Annotated in this window: 17 protein-coding genes; 4 read left to right on the top strand and 13 right to left on the bottom strand. The window is 43.7% G+C overall.

What is annotated here, in order from left to right; all coding sequences use genetic code 11:
• Window positions 1-16: 16 nt before the first annotated feature.
• The 13 genes from A8C56_RS23655 to A8C56_RS23590 all read right to left on the bottom strand — a co-directional run bounded on the left by A8C56_RS23655 (window position 17) and on the right by A8C56_RS23590 (window position 18,278).
• Window positions 17-1,072, bottom strand: a complete 1,056-nt coding sequence (locus A8C56_RS23655) for a FecR family protein (RefSeq protein WP_067761252.1) — start codon at window positions 1,070-1,072, stop codon at window positions 17-19.
• An 85-nt stretch (window positions 1,073-1,157) separates the two neighbouring features.
• Complete coding sequence (locus tag A8C56_RS23650; RefSeq protein WP_067761249.1) at window positions 1,158-1,733, bottom strand: RNA polymerase sigma factor; 576 nt, start codon at window positions 1,731-1,733, stop codon at window positions 1,158-1,160.
• Window positions 1,734-2,182: 449 nt separating this feature from the next.
• Window positions 2,183-3,313, bottom strand: coding sequence for an FAD-dependent oxidoreductase (locus A8C56_RS23640; RefSeq protein ID WP_067761244.1), 1,131 nt, complete (start codon window positions 3,311-3,313; stop codon window positions 2,183-2,185).
• Window positions 3,314-3,481: 168 nt separating this feature from the next.
• A complete protein-coding gene (locus tag A8C56_RS23635; RefSeq protein WP_067761241.1) occupies window positions 3,482-4,552 on the bottom strand; it encodes a Fic family protein in 1,071 nt (356 codons plus the stop codon).
• A 300-nt stretch (window positions 4,553-4,852) separates the two neighbouring features.
• The gene (locus A8C56_RS23630; RefSeq protein WP_067762530.1) at window positions 4,853-5,686 is read right to left on the bottom strand and encodes a helix-turn-helix domain-containing protein; all 834 of its coding nucleotides are present in this window, start codon (window positions 5,684-5,686) and stop codon (window positions 4,853-4,855) included.
• A gap of 1,203 nt (window positions 5,687-6,889) precedes the next feature.
• Window positions 6,890-7,249: a chorismate mutase gene (locus A8C56_RS23625; protein WP_067761240.1), complete on the bottom strand. Its 360-nt coding sequence runs from the start codon at window positions 7,247-7,249 to the stop codon at window positions 6,890-6,892.
• 327 nt (window positions 7,250-7,576) lie between these two features.
• Entirely contained in the window at window positions 7,577-9,232 is a 1,656-nt protein-coding gene (locus A8C56_RS23620; protein WP_157098083.1) for a beta-N-acetylhexosaminidase, read from the bottom strand.
• A 126-nt stretch (window positions 9,233-9,358) separates the two neighbouring features.
• Complete coding sequence (locus tag A8C56_RS23615; protein WP_067761234.1) at window positions 9,359-10,891, bottom strand: sulfatase family protein; 1,533 nt, start codon at window positions 10,889-10,891, stop codon at window positions 9,359-9,361.
• 69 nt (window positions 10,892-10,960) lie between these two features.
• On the bottom strand, window positions 10,961-11,332 hold the full coding sequence (locus A8C56_RS23610; RefSeq protein ID WP_067761233.1) for a BACON domain-containing protein: 372 nt from the start codon (window positions 11,330-11,332) through the stop codon (window positions 10,961-10,963).
• A gap of 34 nt (window positions 11,333-11,366) precedes the next feature.
• The gene (locus tag A8C56_RS23605) at window positions 11,367-13,217 is read right to left on the bottom strand and encodes a RagB/SusD family nutrient uptake outer membrane protein (protein ID WP_067761231.1); all 1,851 of its coding nucleotides are present in this window, start codon (window positions 13,215-13,217) and stop codon (window positions 11,367-11,369) included.
• Between the two features lie 24 nt (window positions 13,218-13,241).
• The gene (locus A8C56_RS23600) at window positions 13,242-16,457 is read right to left on the bottom strand and encodes a SusC/RagA family TonB-linked outer membrane protein (RefSeq protein WP_218917220.1); all 3,216 of its coding nucleotides are present in this window, start codon (window positions 16,455-16,457) and stop codon (window positions 13,242-13,244) included.
• A 193-nt stretch (window positions 16,458-16,650) separates the two neighbouring features.
• Window positions 16,651-17,712 carry a FecR family protein gene (locus tag A8C56_RS23595; RefSeq protein WP_067761228.1) on the bottom strand — a complete coding sequence of 354 codons (1,062 nt, stop codon included), beginning with the start codon at window positions 17,710-17,712 and terminating at the stop codon, window positions 16,651-16,653.
• A gap of 35 nt (window positions 17,713-17,747) precedes the next feature.
• Window positions 17,748-18,278, bottom strand: coding sequence for an RNA polymerase sigma factor (locus A8C56_RS23590; protein ID WP_157098081.1), 531 nt, complete (start codon window positions 18,276-18,278; stop codon window positions 17,748-17,750).
• Between the two features lie 800 nt (window positions 18,279-19,078).
• On the opposite strand from A8C56_RS23590, the gene A8C56_RS23585 reads away from it, so the two are divergent.
• The 4 genes from A8C56_RS23585 (at window position 19,079) to A8C56_RS23570 (ending at window position 22,557) form a co-directional block, all read left to right on the top strand.
• The gene (locus A8C56_RS23585) at window positions 19,079-20,329 is read left to right on the top strand and encodes a tyrosine-type recombinase/integrase (RefSeq protein WP_067761223.1); all 1,251 of its coding nucleotides are present in this window, start codon (window positions 19,079-19,081) and stop codon (window positions 20,327-20,329) included.
• Entirely contained in the window at window positions 20,319-21,059 is a 741-nt protein-coding gene (locus A8C56_RS23580; protein WP_067761221.1) for a hypothetical protein, read from the top strand. Before A8C56_RS23585 ends, A8C56_RS23580 begins: the two co-directional genes overlap by 11 nt.
• A gap of 154 nt (window positions 21,060-21,213) precedes the next feature.
• The gene (locus tag A8C56_RS23575) at window positions 21,214-21,513 is read left to right on the top strand and encodes a helix-turn-helix transcriptional regulator (protein ID WP_157098080.1); all 300 of its coding nucleotides are present in this window, start codon (window positions 21,214-21,216) and stop codon (window positions 21,511-21,513) included.
• Between the two features lie 9 nt (window positions 21,514-21,522).
• Window positions 21,523-22,557: an AAA family ATPase gene (locus A8C56_RS23570; RefSeq protein WP_084490374.1), complete on the top strand. Its 1,035-nt coding sequence runs from the start codon at window positions 21,523-21,525 to the stop codon at window positions 22,555-22,557.
• Window positions 22,558-22,584: the final 27 nt, after the last annotated feature.

Genomic DNA, 22,584 nt, shown 5'->3' with positions numbered 1-22,584 from the left:
GCAATCATTTTTTAAGTTAAGGAACAATCGTTATTTTATTTTTATCAATCGTATAGTTAAACCCTCCTGCTAACTTCAGGGCATGCATTACCTGATCTACATTTTCATCCTTAAACAGCCCGCTGAACTCCTTCTCTTTCAGGCTATCATCTTTAATTTCAACAGTGACCCCATACCACCTGGAGATCATTTGCGCTACGTCTTTCAGCTTATGATCCCTGAACGCCAGGCAATTGTGCAGCCACTGTGTTTCAACCGTTGCAGAATCTTTAAACGGAGTCTGCAAACCCGTAATCTTGATCTCCGGTTTTAGTGCGCCTGCTACCGCCTCTTTTCCAAAGTTTCCGGGGCTTTTAAAAATTAATTTCTCATTGGGCTTTAAGAGTATCTTGCGGGCATCGCCATTGTTAAGATTCAATTCAATGGAACCTCTTACTAAAGTGGTTTCAGATTCCTGGTCTGATGAATAGGCTTTCACATTAAATGCAGTGCCCAGAACTTTGATATCAAAATTATTGGTGTGCACGATAAAAGGATGATCCGAATCATGCGTAACATCAAAATACGCTTCACCGGACAGTTTTACATCACGACTGGTTTTTCCAAAATCCTTTCCATAAGAAATTTCACTTCCCGCATTCAGCCACACCACGCTGCCATCCGGCAATTTCATACTTGATTTTGATCCGGGCCGGGTAGCAACAACTACATCTTTTGCATTCACCTTGTCCCGGTTCACAAAATAGAATACGCTTAGCAGCACGATTGCCGCAACAGAAGCGGCGGCCAATAAGTATTTCAGGCGGCTTTGAGCTGTTGATCTGATAACGGCTGACCTGGCAGGTAATTCCGCTGTTTTTTCTTTGAGCGCTTCCCATCTTTTTCGCAGATAGGTCTTATCCACCTCTTTGATCCCTTTCAGCGGCGCTTCATATAGCTGATCAACAATTCCGGACAGTTCAAAATAGCCTGGATTATCGCTTAGGAACCCGTTCAATTCCTGCTGCTCATCAGCAGATAATTCTCCTGACCTTTTTCTAAGTAATAATTCTAAAAACCGATTATAGCTCATATTGGCAACTTTCCTTACTGATAAAGTCTTCTTTTTTTACAAAAACCCCCAAAGAGGTAAAAAAAAATCTGAAAGAAAATCCTGTTTAATTTTTGTTGGAGGAAAAATACAGGTGAAACTCGGGAAAATCAGTTTTCAGCGCTTCAATAAGCTTTTTTACAGCTATATTCATTTGGTTTTCAATAGTTTTTTCTGAGAGCCCCAGCAGTTGAGCTACTTCCTTATACTTCATTCCCTCTTCCTTGATAAGGCGGAAGATCAGCCGGCATTTAGCAGGAAGCTGATTAACGGCCTCGGAAATCTTATCACAATTTTCTTTATTTATAAGGGAATTGACCTGCGGGATGTAGGAAAAAGTAAACACTTCTCCCAATTCTTCAAAAGAAAGACTTTTAATTCTTTTGTGTGTTTTTATAGCATCAATAGACGCATAACGGACTGCCCTGTAAAGGTAGAAGGAAATTTTCCGGATATTCCGGGCGGTCTTCCTGTTCTCCCAAAGCTTTACAAAAACATCTTCCACCACTTCTTCTGCGAGCTGCTGATCTTTTAAAAGTGACACAGCATAGGAAAGCATCCCGGAAAAAAATTTTTCAAATAATTCCCTGAAAGCCCCCTCATCGCCCTCTGAAATACGATATAAAACCGTTTCGGAATCCATTATACTGCCCCTCTAAGATTTCAATGTATACATCGCGCCAGGAATATTACCATAGCCGAATAAACCGGTGTTTAATATATGAAAGCAATCAAAAAGCTTCTATGGTACTTTTACACTAAATAACATTATTTATAACATTCAGCAAAATAAATCCTCCTGCAGGCGAAATAATCAGGACTGCAAAACGCTGAAACAGAAAGTTGGGTGGCTTGCTTTTTTCTTTTAAAAACTGACGGAACCTGTTTTTACAGCGGCAGCAATTTATACCAATTGACTATCCGTAAAGGGCTGACCGGAAGTCTGCTTCTTACACAATACTTTTTCTGGATTATTCAATTCCGGTTACCCGGAATGCTGCAGGTCAGCATCTTTTGCCCATCAGGCATTATTCCGGGATGGGTCTGTCATAGCCGCCTGCCTTAACATCAATCAGCAAAACCATTGCAGCATTAATAGATCAATTGTTGGAAAGAAAAGTCAGGATGACGCATTTCTATTTCGTTCCTGCCTGATTCAAACTGAGCTGCTGTTGCATAAGCAAACATCTTTTGCTCATAGTCACTGATCGCAGCCTGCAGGGTTTTATGTTTTCCGTTTGTGAGGCTATCGGATAAGGTTAATGCATCCACCAGTCCGGTATTTACACCCGCGCCTGCAAAAGGAGGCATCAGATGTGCCGCATCTCCAATAAGCGTTATGGGCAAGGGGCGATCCTTTTTCCAGGGCTTATTCAATGGCAGTTTTTTTGTTGGCAACCCAACAAAGAAAGCAGTTGCGCGGAATAATTGTTTATACCGCTCATTCCAATTGGAGCACCTGTTCAACAGGAACGCAATAATGCTGTCCGTGTTCTGAAAGTTCAATCCATTACCGTGCCCCCATTCCACGGGCTTTCTAAAAATTACACCATAGGTAAGCGCATCCCTGTTGCGGGGGTTTGCTACCAATAAATTGCCCTGGCTGGCAGTCATCAGCCTTTTACCATCGCATAATTGATAAAACTCCGGGCAATTGATTTCCGGTTGCGCTACATCTCCCTGTATTATAAAAGTTCCCGTTTCTTCCACTTCGGTATCCGTAACATAGCTCCTTACCCGGGACATTCCTCCATTGGCTGCGATAACAAGATCTGCCATTGCACCGGGTTTATTTTCAAATTGTAACCGCCATTTCCCATCCTGCACCTCAAGCCCTGTACACCTGCAGTCCCAGACAACGGTGCCACCTGTTAAACTGTCAAGCAACAGTCGTCTCAAATCGTTTCTGTTGATCTCCGGGTTATCGTATTGATTTCCGGGCGTGATTTTTTTAGTAGACAACACGTTCCCCTGCTCATCTGCAATGTTTATTCCCATAGGCAGGGCCGTAGCATAATACGCTTCCAGCAATCCTGCCTTTTTCATAACCACCTGGCCTGAACTTTTATGCAGATCGAGCGTGCCGCCCCAGATCCTTGTTTGCGCGTCTTTATCTCTTTCATAAACGGTTACGTCTGCATCTTTTTGCTGTAGCAATCTTGCCATGGTCAGACCAACCGGCCCACCACCAATGATAGCTACTTTTTTATTTTGTAATAACATGATCCTGCATTGTTTTAGAATGCAAAATTCCGGAATGATCCTGCATCTGTCTTGTATAAACGCGACAAAATACCAACCTTTGGACATTCTATTAGTTTTTGAACCCGGGTGCGGCATTGTGTTCTTCATTCTTTTTCCGCCCCCGGCGGGATTTTGTACGCAGATCCGCTATTCCCCACTCAACAGAGTAAATAGCTTTTGATTTAAATAGAAATTGTCCCGACCTATTTTATGTTTAACCAAAATGCCTTCTGTTACCAATGTTTCCAAATATCTTATTGCTGTATTCCGACTCACATTTAAATCATGTTGAATAAATTCAATTTTTGTATATGGATATTTAAAAAGATTATTCAGTAAATCCTGACTATACATTTTAGGATATTTACTTCGGATATACTGCTTAAATTGCTGCATCAGCTTTTTTATCTCTGTAATTAAGATAATGGTTTCATTGGATGTTTGAGCCACGCCTTCCAGCATATAGAGTAACCACTCTTCCCATTCTCCCGTATCTCTCACTTTTTGCAAAAGTTGGTAATAGCTGTTTTTGTTTTTTATGATGTAATGGCTTAAATACAAAACAGGTAAATGCAGTAGTTCTTTCTGTGTCAAATACAGAATATTAATAATTCTACCTGTTCGTCCATTACCGTCATAAAAAGGGTGTATACTTTCAAACTGATGATGAATAATGGCCATTTTGACTAGGGGGTCTGCATCCATAACACTATCATCATTAATAAAAGTTTCCAGATTGTTCATTAACGAAACAATGGTATCATAATCCTGAGGTGGCGTATAAACAACTTCTCCTGTTTTATCATTTAATAATTTAGTTCCGGGTAGCTTTCTGAAACCTGCCTTATTTTCTTCCACTACTGCCTGTATTTGTAATATGTTATTATTAGTAAGCAGATGGTGCTCTTTTACCAACTGAAAACCCTTTTTCAGTGCTTGTGCGTATAGATAAACTTCTTTTGTAGCAGCGCTTGCAAATTGATTGTTGAATAAGTTGCTTTGATATACTTCATCAAATGTGCTGATAATATTTTCTATCGCAGAGCTTTCTTTTGCCTCTCTCAACGTTAATGTTTCCAATAATATATTTTCGTTAGGAATACTACTGGTAATACCTTTTAATTCTGCCAAAGCTTTATGTGCCTGAGTAGTTTTACGCAAAACAGCTTTTGTTTCTATATCTTTTTGAACAGGCAATAATGGTAGCGAATGCTGCATTCCAGATCTATTTGTTATCAAATGTAACCCAAAAATGGGCAAAAATGGGTTATATAAAATACATGTAACCCAAAAATGGGCAAAAATGGGTTATATAAAATACATGTAACCCAAAAAGGGTTATAACTACCGGCACGCTATTTTAACCTAAGTTCAGGCCTTCGTATTCAATAGCAGGCAGCTACAGCTCAATAGCAGCACTACAGCTGAACGTATTGCGACGCAACGAAGCTCAACCGGAGTTACTGCTGCCCGGCCTAAAAAAATAGTTCTATACAAAAAATAAAGAAGGAAGGTTTATTATGTTGCCAGGGAAAAAAAATCATTGTGGAAATATGCCTGCTGCTCTTTCCTTGCTTTACGTGCAAATGCCGCGGGGGTAGTACCGCTGTAGCGCCTGAACTCCCGGCTCAGGTGGGGTTGATCCGTATAGTCCAGTTCCTGCGCAAGGCCGGCAATGCTGGTGTCCGGATAAAGCCATAACCGGTTACGCACCTGCTCAAAACGCATCAGGCCGGATACGTCTTTGACCGTATATCCGGATGATTGCCTGAACTTCCTTTCCAGCGTGCGAACCGTGGTATGCGCCGCCGCCGCTACCTGGCTTACCGACAGGGTACCGTTTGTTTTTCTCATAGCAACCCCCGCTTTGAATAGCATACTGTTGGCAGCAACGCGCGACCGTGCATCCAGGAAATATTGTTTTACAGCAACCAGCGCTTCATCTATCTTACCAGCCTGTACCTGCTTTGCCAGCGGGGATTGAAGCCGGGCAACCGGATGCTCCAACAGGCGTGCTCCTTCTTTGCCGGGCGGCAGTGCGAGCAGCTCGAACACGGCCCAGGGAAAGCAGCGGATACCAATGATCTCCAAACGGTTTTCTGTATAAAAAAGGACCGGCTGATCCAGCAGTCCCATCATAAACGGGGATGGTAACGGCTGCAGGCGCCCATTGTAAAAAACACTACAGGTGCTTCCGAAATGAAAAATAATTTCAGCATAGCCGTCAGGCAGCACTTCAAAACCGGTTTGTATTGCCCCGGTATTCCTTCTGTTGTACCAGAAGCACTTTATGGTATCCTGTAACTCTTCGGGTGGTTCAAATTCCTGATGCTGTATTGCGGGAGATAACATGTTTTTGCGTAGCGGTGCTCTTTCCGGCAAATATACATTAATTGAATGGAGCTTTATAGCAACTTCAACCAGGCAAATCCTTGCTCCATCCTGCCGGCATGTTGTTTCATAACTCCCACTGTTCCGAAGCATCGGAACGCAGAATAGCGCAGAACAGAGTAGTTTTTATATCCGTCCGCATACTTCCATTTGGCTGGTAGGGAAAGATGCACCCATCATACGGTAAATAACAAGTGCTGTCAGCCACTACTGAACAATAATAACAGACTGTAGACTGTCACCCTGAGTAAATTATTGGTGGCCCAAATCAATGATGCGATGACGTATTTATTTGTTCTTTCAAATTGAAAGCGTTTTCTAAATGTAGGGCTATATCAGCTTAATGATAGCAATTCAACAGCTGAGCGTTTCGCTTTCAGCGAAACATACCACTATATGCTGAAGCCGATAGAAGTGCTCCCCGAAATCGTGCCGTAACCGATTTCGGGAGTCTTTTTTGGGTACCTTTTTGGACAAGCAAAAAGGTACAAATAAAAAAATACCAGGGAAGCTTTAAATAAGGTATACATGTGGATGCGAAAAGAATAGTACAAATCAGTTACTTACAAATGTGTCATTGGCAGCGCATTCCGCGATAGCGGAAGAAGTCGAAGGATTTCTCAATCATCGAACACTTCAATATTTCAGAGCCTCCCCGGCTTCGCTCGGATCCGAACATTCGGATGACGAACGTATCATTGGTCCTCAATGCATAATTCCATCTGTCATTGGCAGTTTTTTGACAGGGCCTAATCATCCGAAAGTTCGGATGAGGTGATGACAAACGCGCTTATGGTCACCTGGTCTCGTTAGCGATCGGGATTATTTCAGGGCCTACTCCTGTTTCAGGGCCCGGGTGAGCGATACATAGATGCCGAAACAATTCCGAATTATCGGAACGGCATGACAATAAGAAAGGTTGATTTTCAAAACAATAACACATCTGTCATTGGCAACCTGACGAGGCCTGCCCGACTGAACGTCGCTCGGAGGTGATTTTTTTATTGCTGCTCATGGTTCGTCAGGCTATGACAATCATTTTTGTCATCCGAGGTCCGGATTCAATAAACCTGTTTACTGCAGCCTAATGCTACCCTTTTATGTTTGACTATTATTAACGCTGTACCGGTGTTCAACCCAATAGTATCGCACAATGAACGAAGGTTATTTTCCAGCCTGCTTTCTTTCAGCCTGCAGCAGTTCCTGCTGGTGTATGCTTTCCTTATGAATATCGTTGTATAAAGCTCTTATAAATTCTTCCGAGAGCTGCCGGGTCTTGCCTTGCTGAATGGCAGCCTTCAATACTTCTTCAAAGCGGGCGGATTGAACGACCCCGATCTTATGATCCATTTTATAGATGCCAATGGCGCGTGCGGCCTTCATCCGCTGCCCCAGCAGATCGACCAGTTGTTTATCCAGTGTATCGATCTGTTTGCGATAGTAGCTTAAGGTGTCCTGTGCCTGAACCTTTCCTGTATAGAAGCAGAGAATAATACTTACACTGCCTATTATTTTTTTAATCATAGAACGAATAATTGATCAGAGTTATCAATGGGAAGCGCTCCTGTATTCCGTGAAGCACGGTATTTACCCTATCAGATCTGTACAAATACAGATGATTAACCCAAGATTATAACGTTGAAAACAGCTGTTTATTTTCCAAGAGATTTATTTTTAAACCAATTTACTAAAAAAATGAGGAGAACCGGAATTAAGAAAGATTCCGAGGGCTTTTTGAAGTTCTGTGAATTACCAGGATGTCAGAGAAAACTGAAGGGTGGCCCGCGAAGGCATAGAACCAATAACGAGCAGCAAGCACCCACCAAATAAACCGGCCATGATATTACCGTTTTAAAATCTTTCCTTATTGAAAAAGCGGATACCGGTTTGTTCAAATGCAGTAAGCCTCGGTTTTAATCTTTTTTTAAACGACCAAAAGTCTTGCTTTGCCCGGGGCGTCCATGCTATCTCTGCTAATGCGCATAAGCGGGGGAAAAGCATATACTGCACCTGATCTACGGATTTGATAAACTCTGTCCACAGAACCGCCTGGGTGCCCAGCACATATTGCTGCTCCCCGGTTGAAAGTACGGCCGGTAGCGGATCGTATGCGTACACCTTTTCCAATGTATTAATAGAGAAGGAGGGTGCATGGGCCTCATACCGGCTATTGGCTGTTTGATGCCGGTTGAGATAAAGCGGGTTGCCAGGGCACATAATTACAGCATGGTGTTTCCTGGCCGCTTCAATGCCTCTTTTTTCACCGATCCAGCTCATAACGGCGGCATCAGGAGCCAGACTGTCTCCTTCCAGTATTTCTTCCCAGCCAATTAATCTTTTGCCCCTGGAGCGGATGAACTGCTCCATACGCCGGATGAAATAACTTTGCAATGCTTCTTCCGTTTTCAGCTGTTCTTTTTGCATAAGCGCCTGGCAACGGGGACAGGTCTTCCAGTCTTTTTTATTTACCTCATCACCCCCTATATGAATATACTTTGAAGGGAAGAGATCAGTTACCTCGGTAAGAATATTTTGCAGGAACGTATAAGTGGCCGGGTTGCCGGGGCAATAGTTGGAATGAAACCAATCGAAGTTTCCGGAAAGCTGGGTATTGGGAACCGGCTGCGGGGTGCCGGAGCAGGAATATTCCGGATAGGCTGCCAGTGCGGCCCCGGAATGACCGGGCATTTCAATCTCCGGCACGATGGAAATGTTGCGCAATGCCGCATAAGCAATAATGTCTTTCACCTGCTCCCGGGTGTAATACCCGCCATATCTACAGGAAGGTTTGCCTTTCAGTGCAGCGGTGTCTTTTTGGTAAAAGAGCGCTTCGTCCTTTTCCATGCGCCATGCGCCAACAGATGTAAGCCGCGGGTACTTTTTTATTTCTATACGCCAGCCCTGGTCATCTGTTAAATGCCAGTGAAGCACATTCATTTTGAAAGATGCCATGATATCAATAAGCTGTTTCACCATTTCCGGTGAAAAGAAATGACGGCTTACATCCAGCATAAGACCCCGCCAGGCAAAGCGTGGCCGGTCTTTTACCCACATGCAGGGCACCTGCAGCGGCTCATTGGTGCGGATGGCGGGCAGGGTTTGCAACAGGGTCTGAACACCATAAAATATTCCGGAGGCTGTTGCCGCTGTAATGTCTATTTGCCCGCGAGCAACATTTAGCGTATACCCTTCATTTCCCAAACCAGCGCCGGGCACAATATGAAAAACGATCCGGGAGCCGGAACCCCTGCCGGAACTGGCGTTCAGTTCTATTCCTGATAATTCTTTAATATGATCCTGGAAAAGACGGGCAATGGCTTTCAATTGCGCATTCCTGCTGTTGTACACAAGTGCAGTACTGTTCCCAATTATAAAAGAGCCCGCCCTGGCGGTCAATATTGCAGGTAGGGGAATCAATTTAATTCCGTTCTGTGCGGGCAGGGCAGAATGAAAGCACAGTAGCGCAAAAAGCATCCCGGCAAGTCTTGTAATTGGGCAATACTTCATTCAACAGAATATTAATGAGCAATGCTGACAGAAAAGCGCAGAATGATTTGCTTACCTGCGTAATTCAGCGTTCCGAAGCACGGAACAATGGGAGATTCCAAATGAAAATTCATGCTATGCCCTACACTAGTTTATTGTCGTATCAAAAATAATTTGAGCCTCATTGTCCCTGTATTTTTTAATCAGCGCGGCCAACTGCTCTTTTAAACCCTTACTGAGCTTTTGTCCGCGGGCTGTGTGGTAAATGTTGTTCAATTCCCGGGGATCTTTTTCCAGGTCAAATAATTCCCAGCTCTCCACACGCTTGTAAAAACGGATCAGCTTGTAACGTCTGGTTTTAATGCCAAAATGGGGTGATACGGAATGCTCCCCGTTCTCATAATAATGATAATACATGGCGTTCCGCGATTGATAGTTTTGATGGCGGAGCAACGGCAGGAACGATTGCCCCTGCATATCGGCAGGAATAACAGCCCTGCCCGCATCCAGTAAGGTGGGCGCAAGGTCCAGGTTCATGATGAAATCATTGATCCGGGTACCGGGCTTGATAACCCCCGGATAGCGCATCACCATCGGCGTACGGAAGGACTCCTCGTACATAAACCGTTTATCAAACCATCCATGTTCCCCCATGTAAAAGCCCTGATCAGATAAATAAATGACAATCGTATTTTTTTCAAGATCGTTTTTGTCCAGATAATCCAGTACGCGTCCAATATTCCGGTCAAGGGATGCCGCAGTGGCCAGATAGTCGCGCATGTAGCGTTGATACTTCCACTCGGTAAGTGCTTTACCCGTAAGCGGGCGGGCCTTTAATCCGGCATAGATCTTATTATAATGCTCCAGGAACACTTTACGTTGTTCCGGCGTCATACGCGCAATGGAGCCTTCCTTTTCAGCCTTTGCTTCACTATCAAACATTTTCAGGTCGTACCCCATGATCATCGTTTTGGCAATGGTCATATCCTGCACCTGTGCAGCTTTACGCGTTGCATAGCTATCAAAAAAGTCCTTGGGCAACGGAAAGGTTTTGTCCTCAAACCTGTCCAGATCCGGCAGATCCGGCATCCAGGTCCTGTGTGTGGCTTTGTGACCAATAACCAGGCAGAAGGGTTTTGAGCGATCCCTTTTATCCAGCCATTGTTCGGAAAGATCTGTAATGATGTTGGAAACATAACCGGTATAATGCTTCCGCACGTTACCGCTTTCAATAAAATCCGGATTATAATACTGCCCCTGACCCGGTAGTATATTATAATAATCCAACCCTTGCGGGGTATTGTTTCCCAGGTGCATTTTGCCGATCCAGGCAGTTTGATAGCCCGCCTTCTGAAGATCTTTTACAAAAATATCCTGGTTAAAATTGAAATTGGAGTTCTCATTGTCCCTGAATCCATTAACGTGGCTGTATCTGCCGGTTAAAAAAGTTGCCCGTGCAGGGCCGCAGATGGAGTTTGTTACATAGGCCTTTGTAAACAATGCCCCTTCATTAGCCAGGCGATCAATATTGGGCGTTTTTGTAAACTTACTGCCATAGGCACTGATGGTTTGGAACGCATGATCGTCCGATATGATCACTACGATATTGGGTTGCTGCGCAAATGCATTTGTAAATGCGCAGATTGTCATAAACAGGATTGCCAGGAATTTTCTGTACATGATTATCATTTTTTTAAGAATTAATGCAGGATGCAGCAAGTTGTTGATCCTGCAAAAGATTTCTTTTTATTATTTCGCCTGATGAATCGTAACCGTAACAGGCGGCAATTGGAACGTTGGGTTTAAAATAACGTCCACCGCTCTTTCAGCGCCGGAAGTATTGGCGGCAATTTTAACCGGCAGCGTAAAATCTCCGCTTCCATAAGGCCTGGTAGTAGTGCACCAGGGTGCGGAGGACGGAATCTGTACCCACCAGCCATCTGTTCCGGCCTTTATAATTACGTTGACGGTTGCACCATCAGCGGCAACGCTTTCCGTTGTTTCCAACTGTGCGCTGAAAGGTGATGCCACGGGTTTGTAGTTGATATTTTTGTCTTTTTTACAAGCGAAAAAACTGAGCACGATTGCTAAGGTAAAGAACAGGCTATATATCTTTTTCATTATTCTTTTTTTCAGTTTGTATAATAAATGTCTGTTACCATCCCGGATTTTGTTCCCATTTGCCGCCGGTAAGCGAAAGCTGATCCTGATTAATGGGGCTTAAATAATCCCTGGAAGATTTGAACCCCAGCCCGTTTGGGCAAACATTCCTATAAGGATCCATATAGCGTTTTGCTTCGCCCGGGCTACCGGTCAGGTACAGGTTGTTCCCGGTTGATTGGTCATACACCAGGTTTCCTCCAAAGTATCCTCCCTTCACATTGGCGGCTGCCATATTACTCCCGATAAATAATGTGCCCAGGGGGCGTTTCCCTGCCAATAAATCATCTGCAGCAGCCCATCTGAAGATATCGAACATGCGCATACCTTCTGCGGCAAACTCAATCCTGCGTTCCCTGCGCACCACCTGTATGGTAGCTGACAACTTACTAAAAGGATAGGCAGGATCTGTGTTATACTCCCTCGAAAAGTCGATAGCAGGCATTCCGGCACGGGCTCTTAATGGCTGCAATACCGTTGCTATTTCCTGCTGCGCATTGGCGCCCTGTAATTCGGCAAGGGCTTCTGCATAATTTAATAATACTTCTGCATAGCGCATTTGTATGGCAGGAGCCTGGCTCATAAACTCTCCGTCAACGGTTGGTATAGGACAGTCCACCTCTACATACTTAAGCATTGAAAACCCGGAGGGATTTGCCCATAACACGGAAGGGCTTGTTTGTGTAATAACCGGGCTGAAGGGCGGCATATAAATATTGGCGGCCGTTAAAGGGCGCAGGCGTGTTCCGGGCCGGGCCACTGTCTGGCTCAGGCGTGGGTCACGGATAGCCGGGTCCAGTTCAGCGCCATACACTTTCTGTGCATTCTCACGTGCTGCTCCTGAAAAGATGTTCCCGTCCCTGGTAAGATAATCATCCACCAATGACAACGATAAACCGATATTGCCTCCTCCTGTATTCAGGTAGCGTGTAATGCTGTGCCCAACGGAGGGTGTAACCGTAATGTCATACTTTTTATAAAACAATACTTCTTTATTAGCGGTCAGATCCTGTGTAATGAACATCGTCTGATAGTCAGAAAGCGGTTGCCCGGTATTGAAAATGCTCCATCTTGATGAACTGATCACCGCTTTGGCGGCATCGCGCGCCTGCTCCAGGTAATTGGTAATCTTTGCATCGGAAATGCCGGCTGTAAAAAAAGGCGTTCCTTTAGCTTTATGGTATTTTTCCCAGGTTCCTTCAAATAAGGCTACCCGCGATTTGAATGCCAGTGCATAGTCCTTGTGAATGCGCATGGTGCCATTTGTGCTCTGGGTTTTTAATAACAATGCTGCTCTGTCCAGGTCCGAGAGAATCGAGTCAGTGATCAGGGTACGGGGGCCCCTTGCCTTTTTCATTACCTCATTATCCGGCGGCAGCACCTCGTTCACCCAGGTGACACCTCCGTATTTACGCAGCATGCTGAAGTAGTAATAGGCTCTGAAAAAATAAGCTTCTCCCAGGTAATGGTTGATGTCGGCCTGTGTACCCTTACAGTTTCCTATATTTTCAAACACGAAATTTACGCCCCTTATTTTTGTGTATTCGCTAAGCGCTGCAGCGTCGCTGAGCGCTCTTGTGCCATTGATCAATGCAGGAGGCGCCGCTGCAACCAGGTTGTCGCTGTTTTGATCGTCATATGCAATGCCGGTGCCTGCCAATCCTCCCGGCTGCACTTCAAATGTGCCTTCATAAAACTGGTTCATATACTTCTGCAGCTCCGGAACCGAACCTAATGGATTGGCTGTTGTAAGCTGCCCCTGCGGAGTGAGATCCAGATTCTTAACACATCCTGCAACAGTTGCAAAAAGTATTGCTATAATAAAAGGTCTGTTTAAATTCTTCATTGTTGATTGCGATTTTGATCCTTGTTAAAATGAAACATTCAGCCCGATGGAAAAGGTTTGCGTAAGCGCATAGTTCTTTCCTCCTTCGTTAAAGACAAAAACGGTTTCGGGATCAAACATTTTTGCCATCTTAGTGAACGTAAGCAGGTTCTCTCCGGCGCCATAAATAGTTACATTTTTAAGTCCGATTTTTGAAACCGTATTACCCGGGATGTTATAGGATAGTGTAAGATTTTTTAACCGCAGGTAGGCCCCGTTTTGAATATACCTGTCAGCAGCCTGTGTTACCTTGGCGGCATATGGCCCTATAGACCCCACGGTACCTATATAAGGATTGGGGTAATACGCATTGGGATTGTCAGGTGTCCAGTAATCAAGATGCTCCTGGAATACGGTAACCTGTGCCTTAGCCCCTGCGCCCCAGAAATATACACTGCCGGCAGGGTTATAATCCCGTTTTCCCACACCCTGCCACAACATGGAAAGAGACAGATGCTTCCAGGTAAGCGAACCGCTGAGGGCATATTGATACCGCGGGGTGCTGTTGCCAATTACACTAAGGTCTCCCATATCGCCGATTTTGTTGGAGCCCCGGTTGATTTTATTGTCGTTATTGAGGTCCAGGTATTTTACATCTCCGGGTATCCAGTTCTGGCCACTGAGGTAGGAGCGGTCCAGTTTATTGTATTCATCCGCCTCTTGCTGGGTCTGGATCAACCCTCCCGTTTTATATCCCCAGATCTCCCCTACCTTTTTGCCGGGATACCAGGTGCCGGCCGGATCATTCAGGGTGGGATTTTGATAGGAAAGCACCTGGGCGGTATAATCTGATAACATTCCACCAACAGAGTAGGACAGATTGTTATTGATTTTATTATTGTAATTGATACTCAATTCCCAGCCCCTGTTGCGCATTGTTGCATTATTGGCCTGTGGTGCACTGGCGCCAAACATATCTGCAAGTTTGGCTGTTGGCCCCAGCATGTCCCTTGTAGTACGCTGGTAAACATCGAAGCTACCGGTTAGCCGGTTGTTCAGCATACCAAAATCAATGGCAATATCTGCGCTTTCAATTTTCTCCCAGGTTACATCCGGATTAAAAGTGCCGGGCGCATTAATGATCATTTCACGGCCGTTTTGAAAAAACCAGCTTCCCTGCGGTTGTGTGGACATCGTTTGCGCAAAAGTGTATAAAGCAGCGCCCGCCTGGTTTCCAAGAAAGCCATAGGAGCCCCTTAGTTTGAGCATATTGAGCCAGTTGCGGGTGCTGCTCATAAATTGTTCCTTTGATATATTATACCCTACGGATACGGAAGGGAAAAACCCCCAGCGGTTATCCGGGCTGAAGCGGGAAGAGCCGTCATAACGGGCATTGCCTTCAAACAGGTATTTTCCTTTATAATCATAGTTGATACGGCCAAAGAACCCTAAAGTAGCCCATCCGTTCCGACTTTCATCAGTGGTTCTTTGCCCGGAGGTAGTTCCCAGACCGGGGTTACTGAAGTTCAGCAGGTCTGTTGCCTTACTCCATAAATTTGAGTATTTGAGGTTGTCTTGCTGCCCACCTGCCATAAAGGTAAAATGATGTGTATTGGCGATATTCAGGTTATAGTTTGAATAAATATTTATGGAGTTGTAAATCGATTTTGTCATGCTCCTGTAGTAGGAGCCGCCCAGCGGCACCGCTAACTCCTGCCGGGCTTCATATCGGGTGGTACCATCTAACCCGTAAATGGTGGCAGGAATGGCGGCCTGCTCATTATTATTATTGTTTAACCGGTAATTGTAGTCAACAAAGATTTTCCAGTTTTTTAAGGGTTGTATTTCGAATCCGCTGAGTATACCAAGATTATTATTCTGGTTATTATTTACGGAACCAGACTGCAGGTAAGGGATCTGGGAAAGCTCCGTAAAATGCCCGTTCAGGTCATAAGGCGAGTTAGTGGGCCGCATTCTTGCCAGGTTATGAAAGAACATGGATTCGTTTACGGCATTGTCGCCAAAGGGCGTCGTAGATTTGTCGTTGGAATATTTTGTATTCAGATTCAGTTTTAGCCAGGACGCCAGTTGTGAAGTAAGTCTTGCATTAAGGTTGTATCTCTTATAATTAATATCAGCATAATGGAGGAGGCCATCCTCATCATAATAGCCTCCGGAAACATAATACTGTTGTTTATCGTTGCCTCCGGTGGCACTGAGATTATGATCCTGCTTCAATGCCAGGTCTTTATACTGAAGTTTGAAATTGTTGGTGTTGCCTACCCCCAACGGAGAATTTTCTACAAGGAACCAGTTCGTGGTTTGCTCAGGCCATTGATTCATTCCTGTCGGGTCTTTGACAAATTGTTCCAGCAGCGCCAGTTTTTCATCTGAGTACTCAACATTTCCCGTTACATTTTTCCACCCGGCATTAAAAAATTTCGCAAACTCATAGCTATTTACCATATCCGGCAACTTTGCCGGATGTGTCACTCCCACATTTCCGTTATAGTTAAAAGACATCTTGTTCTTACTTCCTTTTTTAGTGGTGACCAATATAACACCGTAAGCAGCCCGGGCTCCGTAAATAGAGGAAGCGGCGGCGTCTTTTAAAACAGAGATACTTTCTATATCATTGGGATTTACATCGCTTAAAGACATTTCCATACCATCTACCAGTACATAAGGGTTGTCTGAGCTGCTTAAATTCCCCTGTCCGCGTATGTTCAGATTGTAACTGGTTCCGGGAGTGCCTCCTTTGTTGTTGACACTTACATTTAAGCCCGGCACCAGCCCCTGCAGACTTTGGGTGGCATTTACAACCGGGCGGTTGGCCAGTGCTTCCCCGTCTACAACGGAAACAGCCCCTGTAAGGTTTATTTTCTTTTGCGTACCATAGCCCACAACAACCACTTCATTGAGCGCGGATTTTGCATCTGAAGGCTTCAACCGCATTACGATGGCATTGTTCTCACTTTCATTTCTTACAGAAAACTGCGTTACTGAATCTGCCTGGTATCCTACATACTCAAAGACCAGCGTATATTTCTGATTATACGTAACGTTTGCAAATGAAAAATTGCCGTTTTCATCGGAAACGGCAAACCGCCCTTCCCTGTTCGTTTGATTGATAAGTGTAACAGTAACTCCGTTTAAGGGATCGCCCTGTTCTGTTATTACTTTCCCGTTAATCCCGCCCGGTTTTATCTGAGCAGCAGTAAGCAAAGGAAATGACAGCAGTAATAATGGTACGACAAGCATAAGTCGTCTTTTTCTCATTTTCATGTAAACTGTATGTTTTAATTAAAAGTCAATACTTCTGTAAATGCATCATTGCTCATGATGCAATACTTTTGCCTGCCACCCGTTTGGGGGCATTTCTCTCTCTGCAGGCTATATAAGCAGCTTGCTTCAAAATACCCGGAAAGAACCCGATCGGTGAATACTGCTCTTTTTACGGATTAGGTTCAGAGCTCCTGGTTATAATTATTGAATCGTTTCGATAGTTATACATAAGACCGTTTACATCACAAATGTTCTTTAAGAGTTTGTTTATATCATCGTTATAATAAACCGCGCCTGTAAAATGGTACCGGGATAGTTGTTCTTTATCATAAACAATCGGTACATTATACTTATCCATTATTTTATCAAATACAACCGGTAATGCCGTTTGTGAGAACGTGATGGCGTTATTTGTCCATACAGCATCAGCCGGCGGGGCTTCCTTTGCTGGAGATAGCACGCTTTTCAGGAGGGGTGCTGCCTTCTGTTGCTTTCCGACACCCGTAAGGATTACCGACATTGTACGCACCCGGATAAAGAGCCTATCGCCCGGGGCCATCACTACTTCGTTCATTTTTTTGACCGTATTTACCGTATTTACTTTTACTTTTCCCTCTAACAATATGATTTCTACGGTCTCCATTGCCGGAGCACTGTTAACGGAAAATTTCGTACCTATGGGAGTGGTAGCAATTCCCTGTGCAAAGGCTGTAAAAGGCACATTCATTTTCCTTTCCTCAAACTGTACCGTGCCTTCTTCTACCGTCACCCATCGTTTTTTTAAGAAATCCGATTGATAGGAGAGGCGTGCACCGGGCAAAAGCATTACCCGTGAACCATCAGGAAGCACTGTATCTTTATTGGCCAGGGTTGGATTATTAATAACAAAACGCTCATACCTGCCGGTCTCCGGTCGCGGGATTACAACGTAAACCACAGTAATAGCTACCGCCAGCAGCAAAACAGCAACAGCGGCATACCGGAACAGCGGAAGTTTTAAAACACTGCGGTTTATACCTGCTTTTTTATCAATGATCTTTTTGATGGCCTGTTTCCGCTCATTAGTTAACTCAACTTCTTTTAAAGCATCTTGCCATTCCTCTATTGCAAAATATTGATCCAGCTCTTCCGGGTGTGCTTCAAAAAAAGCGCTTACGGCTTCCGCTTCTTTTGGTGTACTCTCATTATTTAAAAACTTCCGGATGAGATATGGGTCCATTTCTTCTGCCATATAATACTACTAACGTTGCACAAAGCGCATTTTCCCTATTGCCTGGGAAAAAAAATAATAAAAAGCAATAAAATTTTTCTGAGTTGGGCAATACCCTGGTAAATATGATTGTCCACCGTTTTAGGAGCTATGCCGAGCAAAGTGGCTATTTCTTTATAATTATAGCCCTCCAGGTAAAAAAGGGTCAGCACTTTTTTGCGCATTTCCGGCAACTGCTCCAATGCCATCCGCGCGCGTTCATATTTTTCGGATCCTTCCGGGGGATTATCAGGGGAATCTGACGCCGGGCCAATAATCTGCGACAGCAGGCTGCGCTGCGTGGCGGCCTTCCGTAACCAGTCGATATATGTAATGCGTGCTTTATAATACAATTGCATATCCGGCGAAAGTTCCGGGTTAAGGGAACTGCGATATTCCCAGAACTTTATAAAGGTGAGTTGAGTAAGCTCCTCTGCGTGAAAATGGGATTGGGTCCTTTTGAAGAAATAGCCGAACAACTTATCTACATATTGCCAGTAGAAAGCATCAAAAGCCTTTTTATCTCCATTCATTATTTGTTCAATCACCAAAAAAACATTTGATCAAAGTTAAGATTCCAACAAACGCTTGCGTTCATTTATAAAATGAACAGACCTATTTCTAAACGCTGTAAATATATTATCATTATTTATTTTTTGTACAGTCTCTACTGCTAATCTTTCAAATCCCGCATATGTATTATGTATAACCTAATACAAAGATACAATTCACCCCGACTGCCAAAATGGCGCCATTGGAATATGTAATTTTCATTTTTCAGGTATGCTCGGTTTGCAAAGTTTTACATTAGATATCATTACGGCATGGTCAGTTTTTCATCCGGATTTATGTAGCCACGGATCAATGGAACGAGCCATTGCAATATTAGTTTGAAGTAATATTCAGGAGGTTTCCATCATATTGGATTTTTTACCACATCGCCTGATGTTATAGAAGGGGAGGCACCTATAAACCCTTAAGTGAATATCGAGCTACTGAAAAAGCAAGCTAATACCTTCTCCTATATTATTTTTATGTCTTTTGTTGTAAAAAATGAGGGCGTTTATTTGGCATAAAACCGAGCTGCCAGCAACCAAACTATAATTTACTGGCACTTCATTAGTTAGCAGCCTAAAAAGACGAGATACATTTGATATTGTATATCGTTAAGTAGCCCGGACAAAACTATATTAGCTTAATTCATTTTAACCCCTCTTAATTTCAAATTCTCCTATAATGCCCTTTCATATTGCATTTCAAAGGATATTGAATCCCTGAAAAGAAAAATAAAATTAAAATAAGTAAAGAAAAAATGACAACAGAACTGACAACGAATTAAATTTGTCGTATGTTAAGGCTAAATTTCAACATCAGAACAACCGAGGGAACAAAACCAGTGCCCGTTTATCTGGTTGCCAGGTGGGATGGCAAACGGTTGGTTTATCCTACCAGGCAAAACGTAAGCCCCTCAGCATGGAGCAGTAAGGCTCAAAAAGTACGGGCTGTATTGGCCGAGCCTGACTATGCTTCCATAAACGCCAGCCTGGAAAAATTAAAGGCTACCGCCAAAACCGCATTCCACCAACTGGACAACAGCAATAACCCTGTGACTGAGGATAAATTTAAAAAGGCCATAGACTTAGCTACCGGCAGGAAAAAATTGCCTTTTACTGACTTCTGGTCGTTTCTGGACTTTTTTATCAGTGAGGCGCCCAAAACCATTGACCCCAATACCGGTCTTAAACTCAGCCCCCGGACGATAGCTAAATATTCTGGTACACGGGCATTGCTTAAGGATTTTGCAAAACATACCGGCTTAAATCTTTCGTTTGAAAACCTTGATAAAAACTTTTTCAGCAAGTTAAGAACCTTCATGGTGGATGTAAAAAAACACAATCAAAACACCTTAGGTAAGCATTTTACAGTGCTGAAGGTATTTCTAAAAGCAGCCGAAGAACATGGGGTAAGGGTTAACCCCGCCTTTAAGGGCAAAGCTGCCAGCGCCACACCAACAGAAAGTTTTGCCATCTACCTGAATGAACAAGATATTGAGAAGCTGCACCAGCCGGAACTTGAAGGTATTTTTGACCGGGTACGGGATTTATTGCTGCTGGGCTGCTATACCGGGCTACGCTTCAGTGATTGGGGACAATTAAATCAGGCCTTAATTACCAGCAGCAGTATAGAATTGTTTCAGACCAAGACCGGCGGGCGGGTGGTCATACCTATGCGGGCACAGTTGCAGGCTATTATTGATAAGTACGGCGGCTTTCCTAACGTGATGACCAACCAGGAGTTTAACCGACACGTTAAAACAGTTTGTAAACAGGTCGGCATTACTGATACGGTTCAGTACACAGAGGTAAAGGGCGCCCAGCGGGTCGTTATCCAGCAACCAAAATACGAGCTGGTTTCAAGTCATACAGGCCGCCGCAGTTTTGCCACCAATGCATATCTAAGTGGAATGCCCGTGCCAAGCATTATGGCTATTACCGGTCATAGAACAGAAAAGGCTTTTCTTGCTTATCTGCGACTGACCAAAGAAGAACACGCACAAGTATTGCAAAGACACTTTAAAAATATGAACAATGGGGTTTGAGAAATTTCATAAGGAATACGAACAGTGGCTCCAGAAAAAATATACTCCTGAACAACTGAAAGAAAGAGCCAGCCGTTTGGAATTAGCTCAGCGCGTTATGGGTAAGGAGCTTGAATGGCTAAACGCTTTATCGGGTAATAAGGGAATGCCCATTGGTGACATTCCAACTGGATTATTGGCGGTGGCAAGGACAGATGTTCTGGTTGAAATCATTGAAGAATTTCTTTATGAAAACCCAGATATAAACGGTTCGGATTATGTTCGATGGTTAATCCTTATGTCCAAGTCCAACAAGGCCAACCCTATTTTTGAATCGCTCGCAACCAGTGATTATTTTATATCTAAGCTGGAAGATCTTCTGCATCGAATTGAAACCGGCTGGACACCCGACAGAGCTGAATTGGAGGAAATATTTATAGCGACCAAAGTGGATTGCTTTCTACGTCTGGAACGTGCATTAACAGAAAGGAAGCTTTTGATTAAAAGAAAGATTGCCCCTGGAAAAAAGAAAGAAATTGCTCTGCTAATAGACGAACTTATAGCCAGACGCTGGTTCAGGAAACGCAGCGATAAAGTGTCACGCATAAAAATTAGAAGGTTTTTTGAAGCCCGGTATTCCACGAGTATCGCACAGCAATTTAAGCCGATAAACCTAAAAGACCCCGACAAATCACCAACTGAATACAGAAAGAATATTATTAAGATGGCAGAAGAAGACGAATCCAATTAACGTTTTCAGCTTATCAATTAACGTTTTTACCATTTCCATTTCCTGTAAAATACAATGAAAGCTAATACAGCAAAGGGTTTCAGCTGTATTATAAAATTAACGTTTTTGTCCTCTTTTTAAGGTTTGACATACTTTTGATGTCAAATTAAAAAACATGCAAACAACTTTAATGCAAATCGAAAATGTTCCGTATGAGAAACTACTGGGGGATTTTACCGGTATAATAAAGGAGGCGGTTAGATCGGAAATATCGGCGGTAATGCAAACAGGCGAACCCAAAAAACGATTAATGTCGAGGGTAGAAGTTGCCGAAGAATTTGGTATATCCCTGCCCACGGTTCACGCTTGGGATGCAGCAGGAATTCTCCGGCGACACAAGGTCGGGCGGCGTACATATTTTTTGCGTGACCAAGTAATGGCTGCGGTCAAAGAAACCAAAGCAGAATTAAAATAAAAACGGCGTATGAACACCACAACACACGCCGTAAATTCTTTGGAAGAACAACACAGCAAAGATAATTCAATTTACCCGGAAATAGTAGCGCAGGAAATAGAGGCAATACAGAATCACGCCGCCAGTAATGATGTAGGCCTGTTTGAATTGCAAACTGCAAACGATGCTATTAAGGAAGCTGCATCCATGCCCGATCCTGTTTACCTGTTTGATTGTTTAATCCAGGAAGGAGAAATGGTGATATGTTTTGCTGATACTGGATTAGGGAAAACTGTCCTATGTATGCAGGCGGCAATCCACATTGCACAGCAAGGATATAAAGTACTGTTTCTTGATCTTGAGCTTTCTAAAAAGCAGTTTCAGAAACGGTACACCTCGGACAACGGCGCTGCATACAAAATGCCTGAAACACTTTATCGTATAGGATATAGCCGTATGCGCAGAGCGCCCAAAGATATAAGCTATACAGGGTTCTTTCTCCAAAGCCTTAGTGCATTAATAGATTGTACCGGCGCACAGGTAGTTTTTATTGATAATCTCACAAAACTGGCGGCTGGCGATACCGATACTGCAAAAGCTACAATACCAATCTTAGAAGGGTTAAACGATTTAAAGGCTGAGCGAGGCATAACCATTGTGGCCATTGAGCACAATAAGAAGGTAGATACTACCCGCCCCATTCAATTAAACGATCTACAAGGCTCTAAGATGAAAGCCAACTTAGTGGATTCGGTTTTTACCATTGGCCGGAGCGCTACGGATAAATATTTGCGCTATGTAAAACAGGTGAAGGTTCGTGATGGAGAGCTTAGGTATGATCTGGAAAACGTGGCCTTATATCAGTTAGTAAAGGATGATTATCTACGTTTTGAATTAATTGGATACGGCAATGAGTTTGAGCACCTGAAAAACCTAACAGAAAAAGACACTACCGCCCGTAAGGAGGAAGCCCGCGTATTACGCGAACAGGGCGTAAGTAACCGGGAAATAGGAAGACGCATGGGTGTATCGGAAGGTGCTGTAAGAAAATGGTTTAAAACATAAAGCGCGTACCTCGCGTACCCAGCGTAC

This window comes from Niabella ginsenosidivorans, from assembly GCF_001654455.1.
Classification (GTDB): Bacteria; Bacteroidota; Bacteroidia; order Chitinophagales; family Chitinophagaceae; genus Niabella; species Niabella ginsenosidivorans.
The sequence above is the reverse complement of the archived record's forward strand: the minus strand, read 5'-3'. Positions and strand labels throughout refer to the sequence as shown.

Coding starts and splice junctions, on each gene's coding strand:
- A8C56_RS23655 (WP_067761252.1), bottom strand. CDS start 1,072: ATGAGCTATAATCGGTTTTTAGAATTATTACTTAGAAAAAGGTCAGGA.
- A8C56_RS23650 (WP_067761249.1), bottom strand. CDS start 1,733: ATGGATTCCGAAACGGTTTTATATCGTATTTCAGAGGGCGATGAGGGG.
- A8C56_RS23640 (WP_067761244.1), bottom strand. CDS start 3,313: ATGTTATTACAAAATAAAAAAGTAGCTATCATTGGTGGTGGGCCGGTT.
- A8C56_RS23635 (WP_067761241.1), bottom strand. CDS start 4,552: ATGCAGCATTCGCTACCATTATTGCCTGTTCAAAAAGATATAGAAACA.
- A8C56_RS23630 (WP_067762530.1), bottom strand. CDS start 5,686: ATGTTATCTCCCGCAATACAGCATCAGGAATTTGAACCACCCGAAGAG.
- A8C56_RS23625 (WP_067761240.1), bottom strand. CDS start 7,249: ATGATTAAAAAAATAATAGGCAGTGTAAGTATTATTCTCTGCTTCTAT.
- A8C56_RS23620 (WP_157098083.1), bottom strand. CDS start 9,232: ATGAAGTATTGCCCAATTACAAGACTTGCCGGGATGCTTTTTGCGCTA.
- A8C56_RS23615 (WP_067761234.1), bottom strand. CDS start 10,891: ATGTACAGAAAATTCCTGGCAATCCTGTTTATGACAATCTGCGCATTT.
- A8C56_RS23610 (WP_067761233.1), bottom strand. CDS start 11,332: ATGAAAAAGATATATAGCCTGTTCTTTACCTTAGCAATCGTGCTCAGT.
- A8C56_RS23605 (WP_067761231.1), bottom strand. CDS start 13,217: ATGAAGAATTTAAACAGACCTTTTATTATAGCAATACTTTTTGCAACT.
- A8C56_RS23600 (WP_218917220.1), bottom strand. CDS start 16,457: ATGCTTGTCGTACCATTATTACTGCTGTCATTTCCTTTGCTTACTGCT.
- A8C56_RS23595 (WP_067761228.1), bottom strand. CDS start 17,712: ATGGCAGAAGAAATGGACCCATATCTCATCCGGAAGTTTTTAAATAAT.
- A8C56_RS23585 (WP_067761223.1), top strand. CDS start 19,079: ATGTTAAGGCTAAATTTCAACATCAGAACAACCGAGGGAACAAAACCA.
- A8C56_RS23580 (WP_067761221.1), top strand. CDS start 20,319: ATGGGGTTTGAGAAATTTCATAAGGAATACGAACAGTGGCTCCAGAAA.
- A8C56_RS23575 (WP_157098080.1), top strand. CDS start 21,214: ATGCAAACAACTTTAATGCAAATCGAAAATGTTCCGTATGAGAAACTA.
- A8C56_RS23570 (WP_084490374.1), top strand. CDS start 21,523: ATGAACACCACAACACACGCCGTAAATTCTTTGGAAGAACAACACAGC.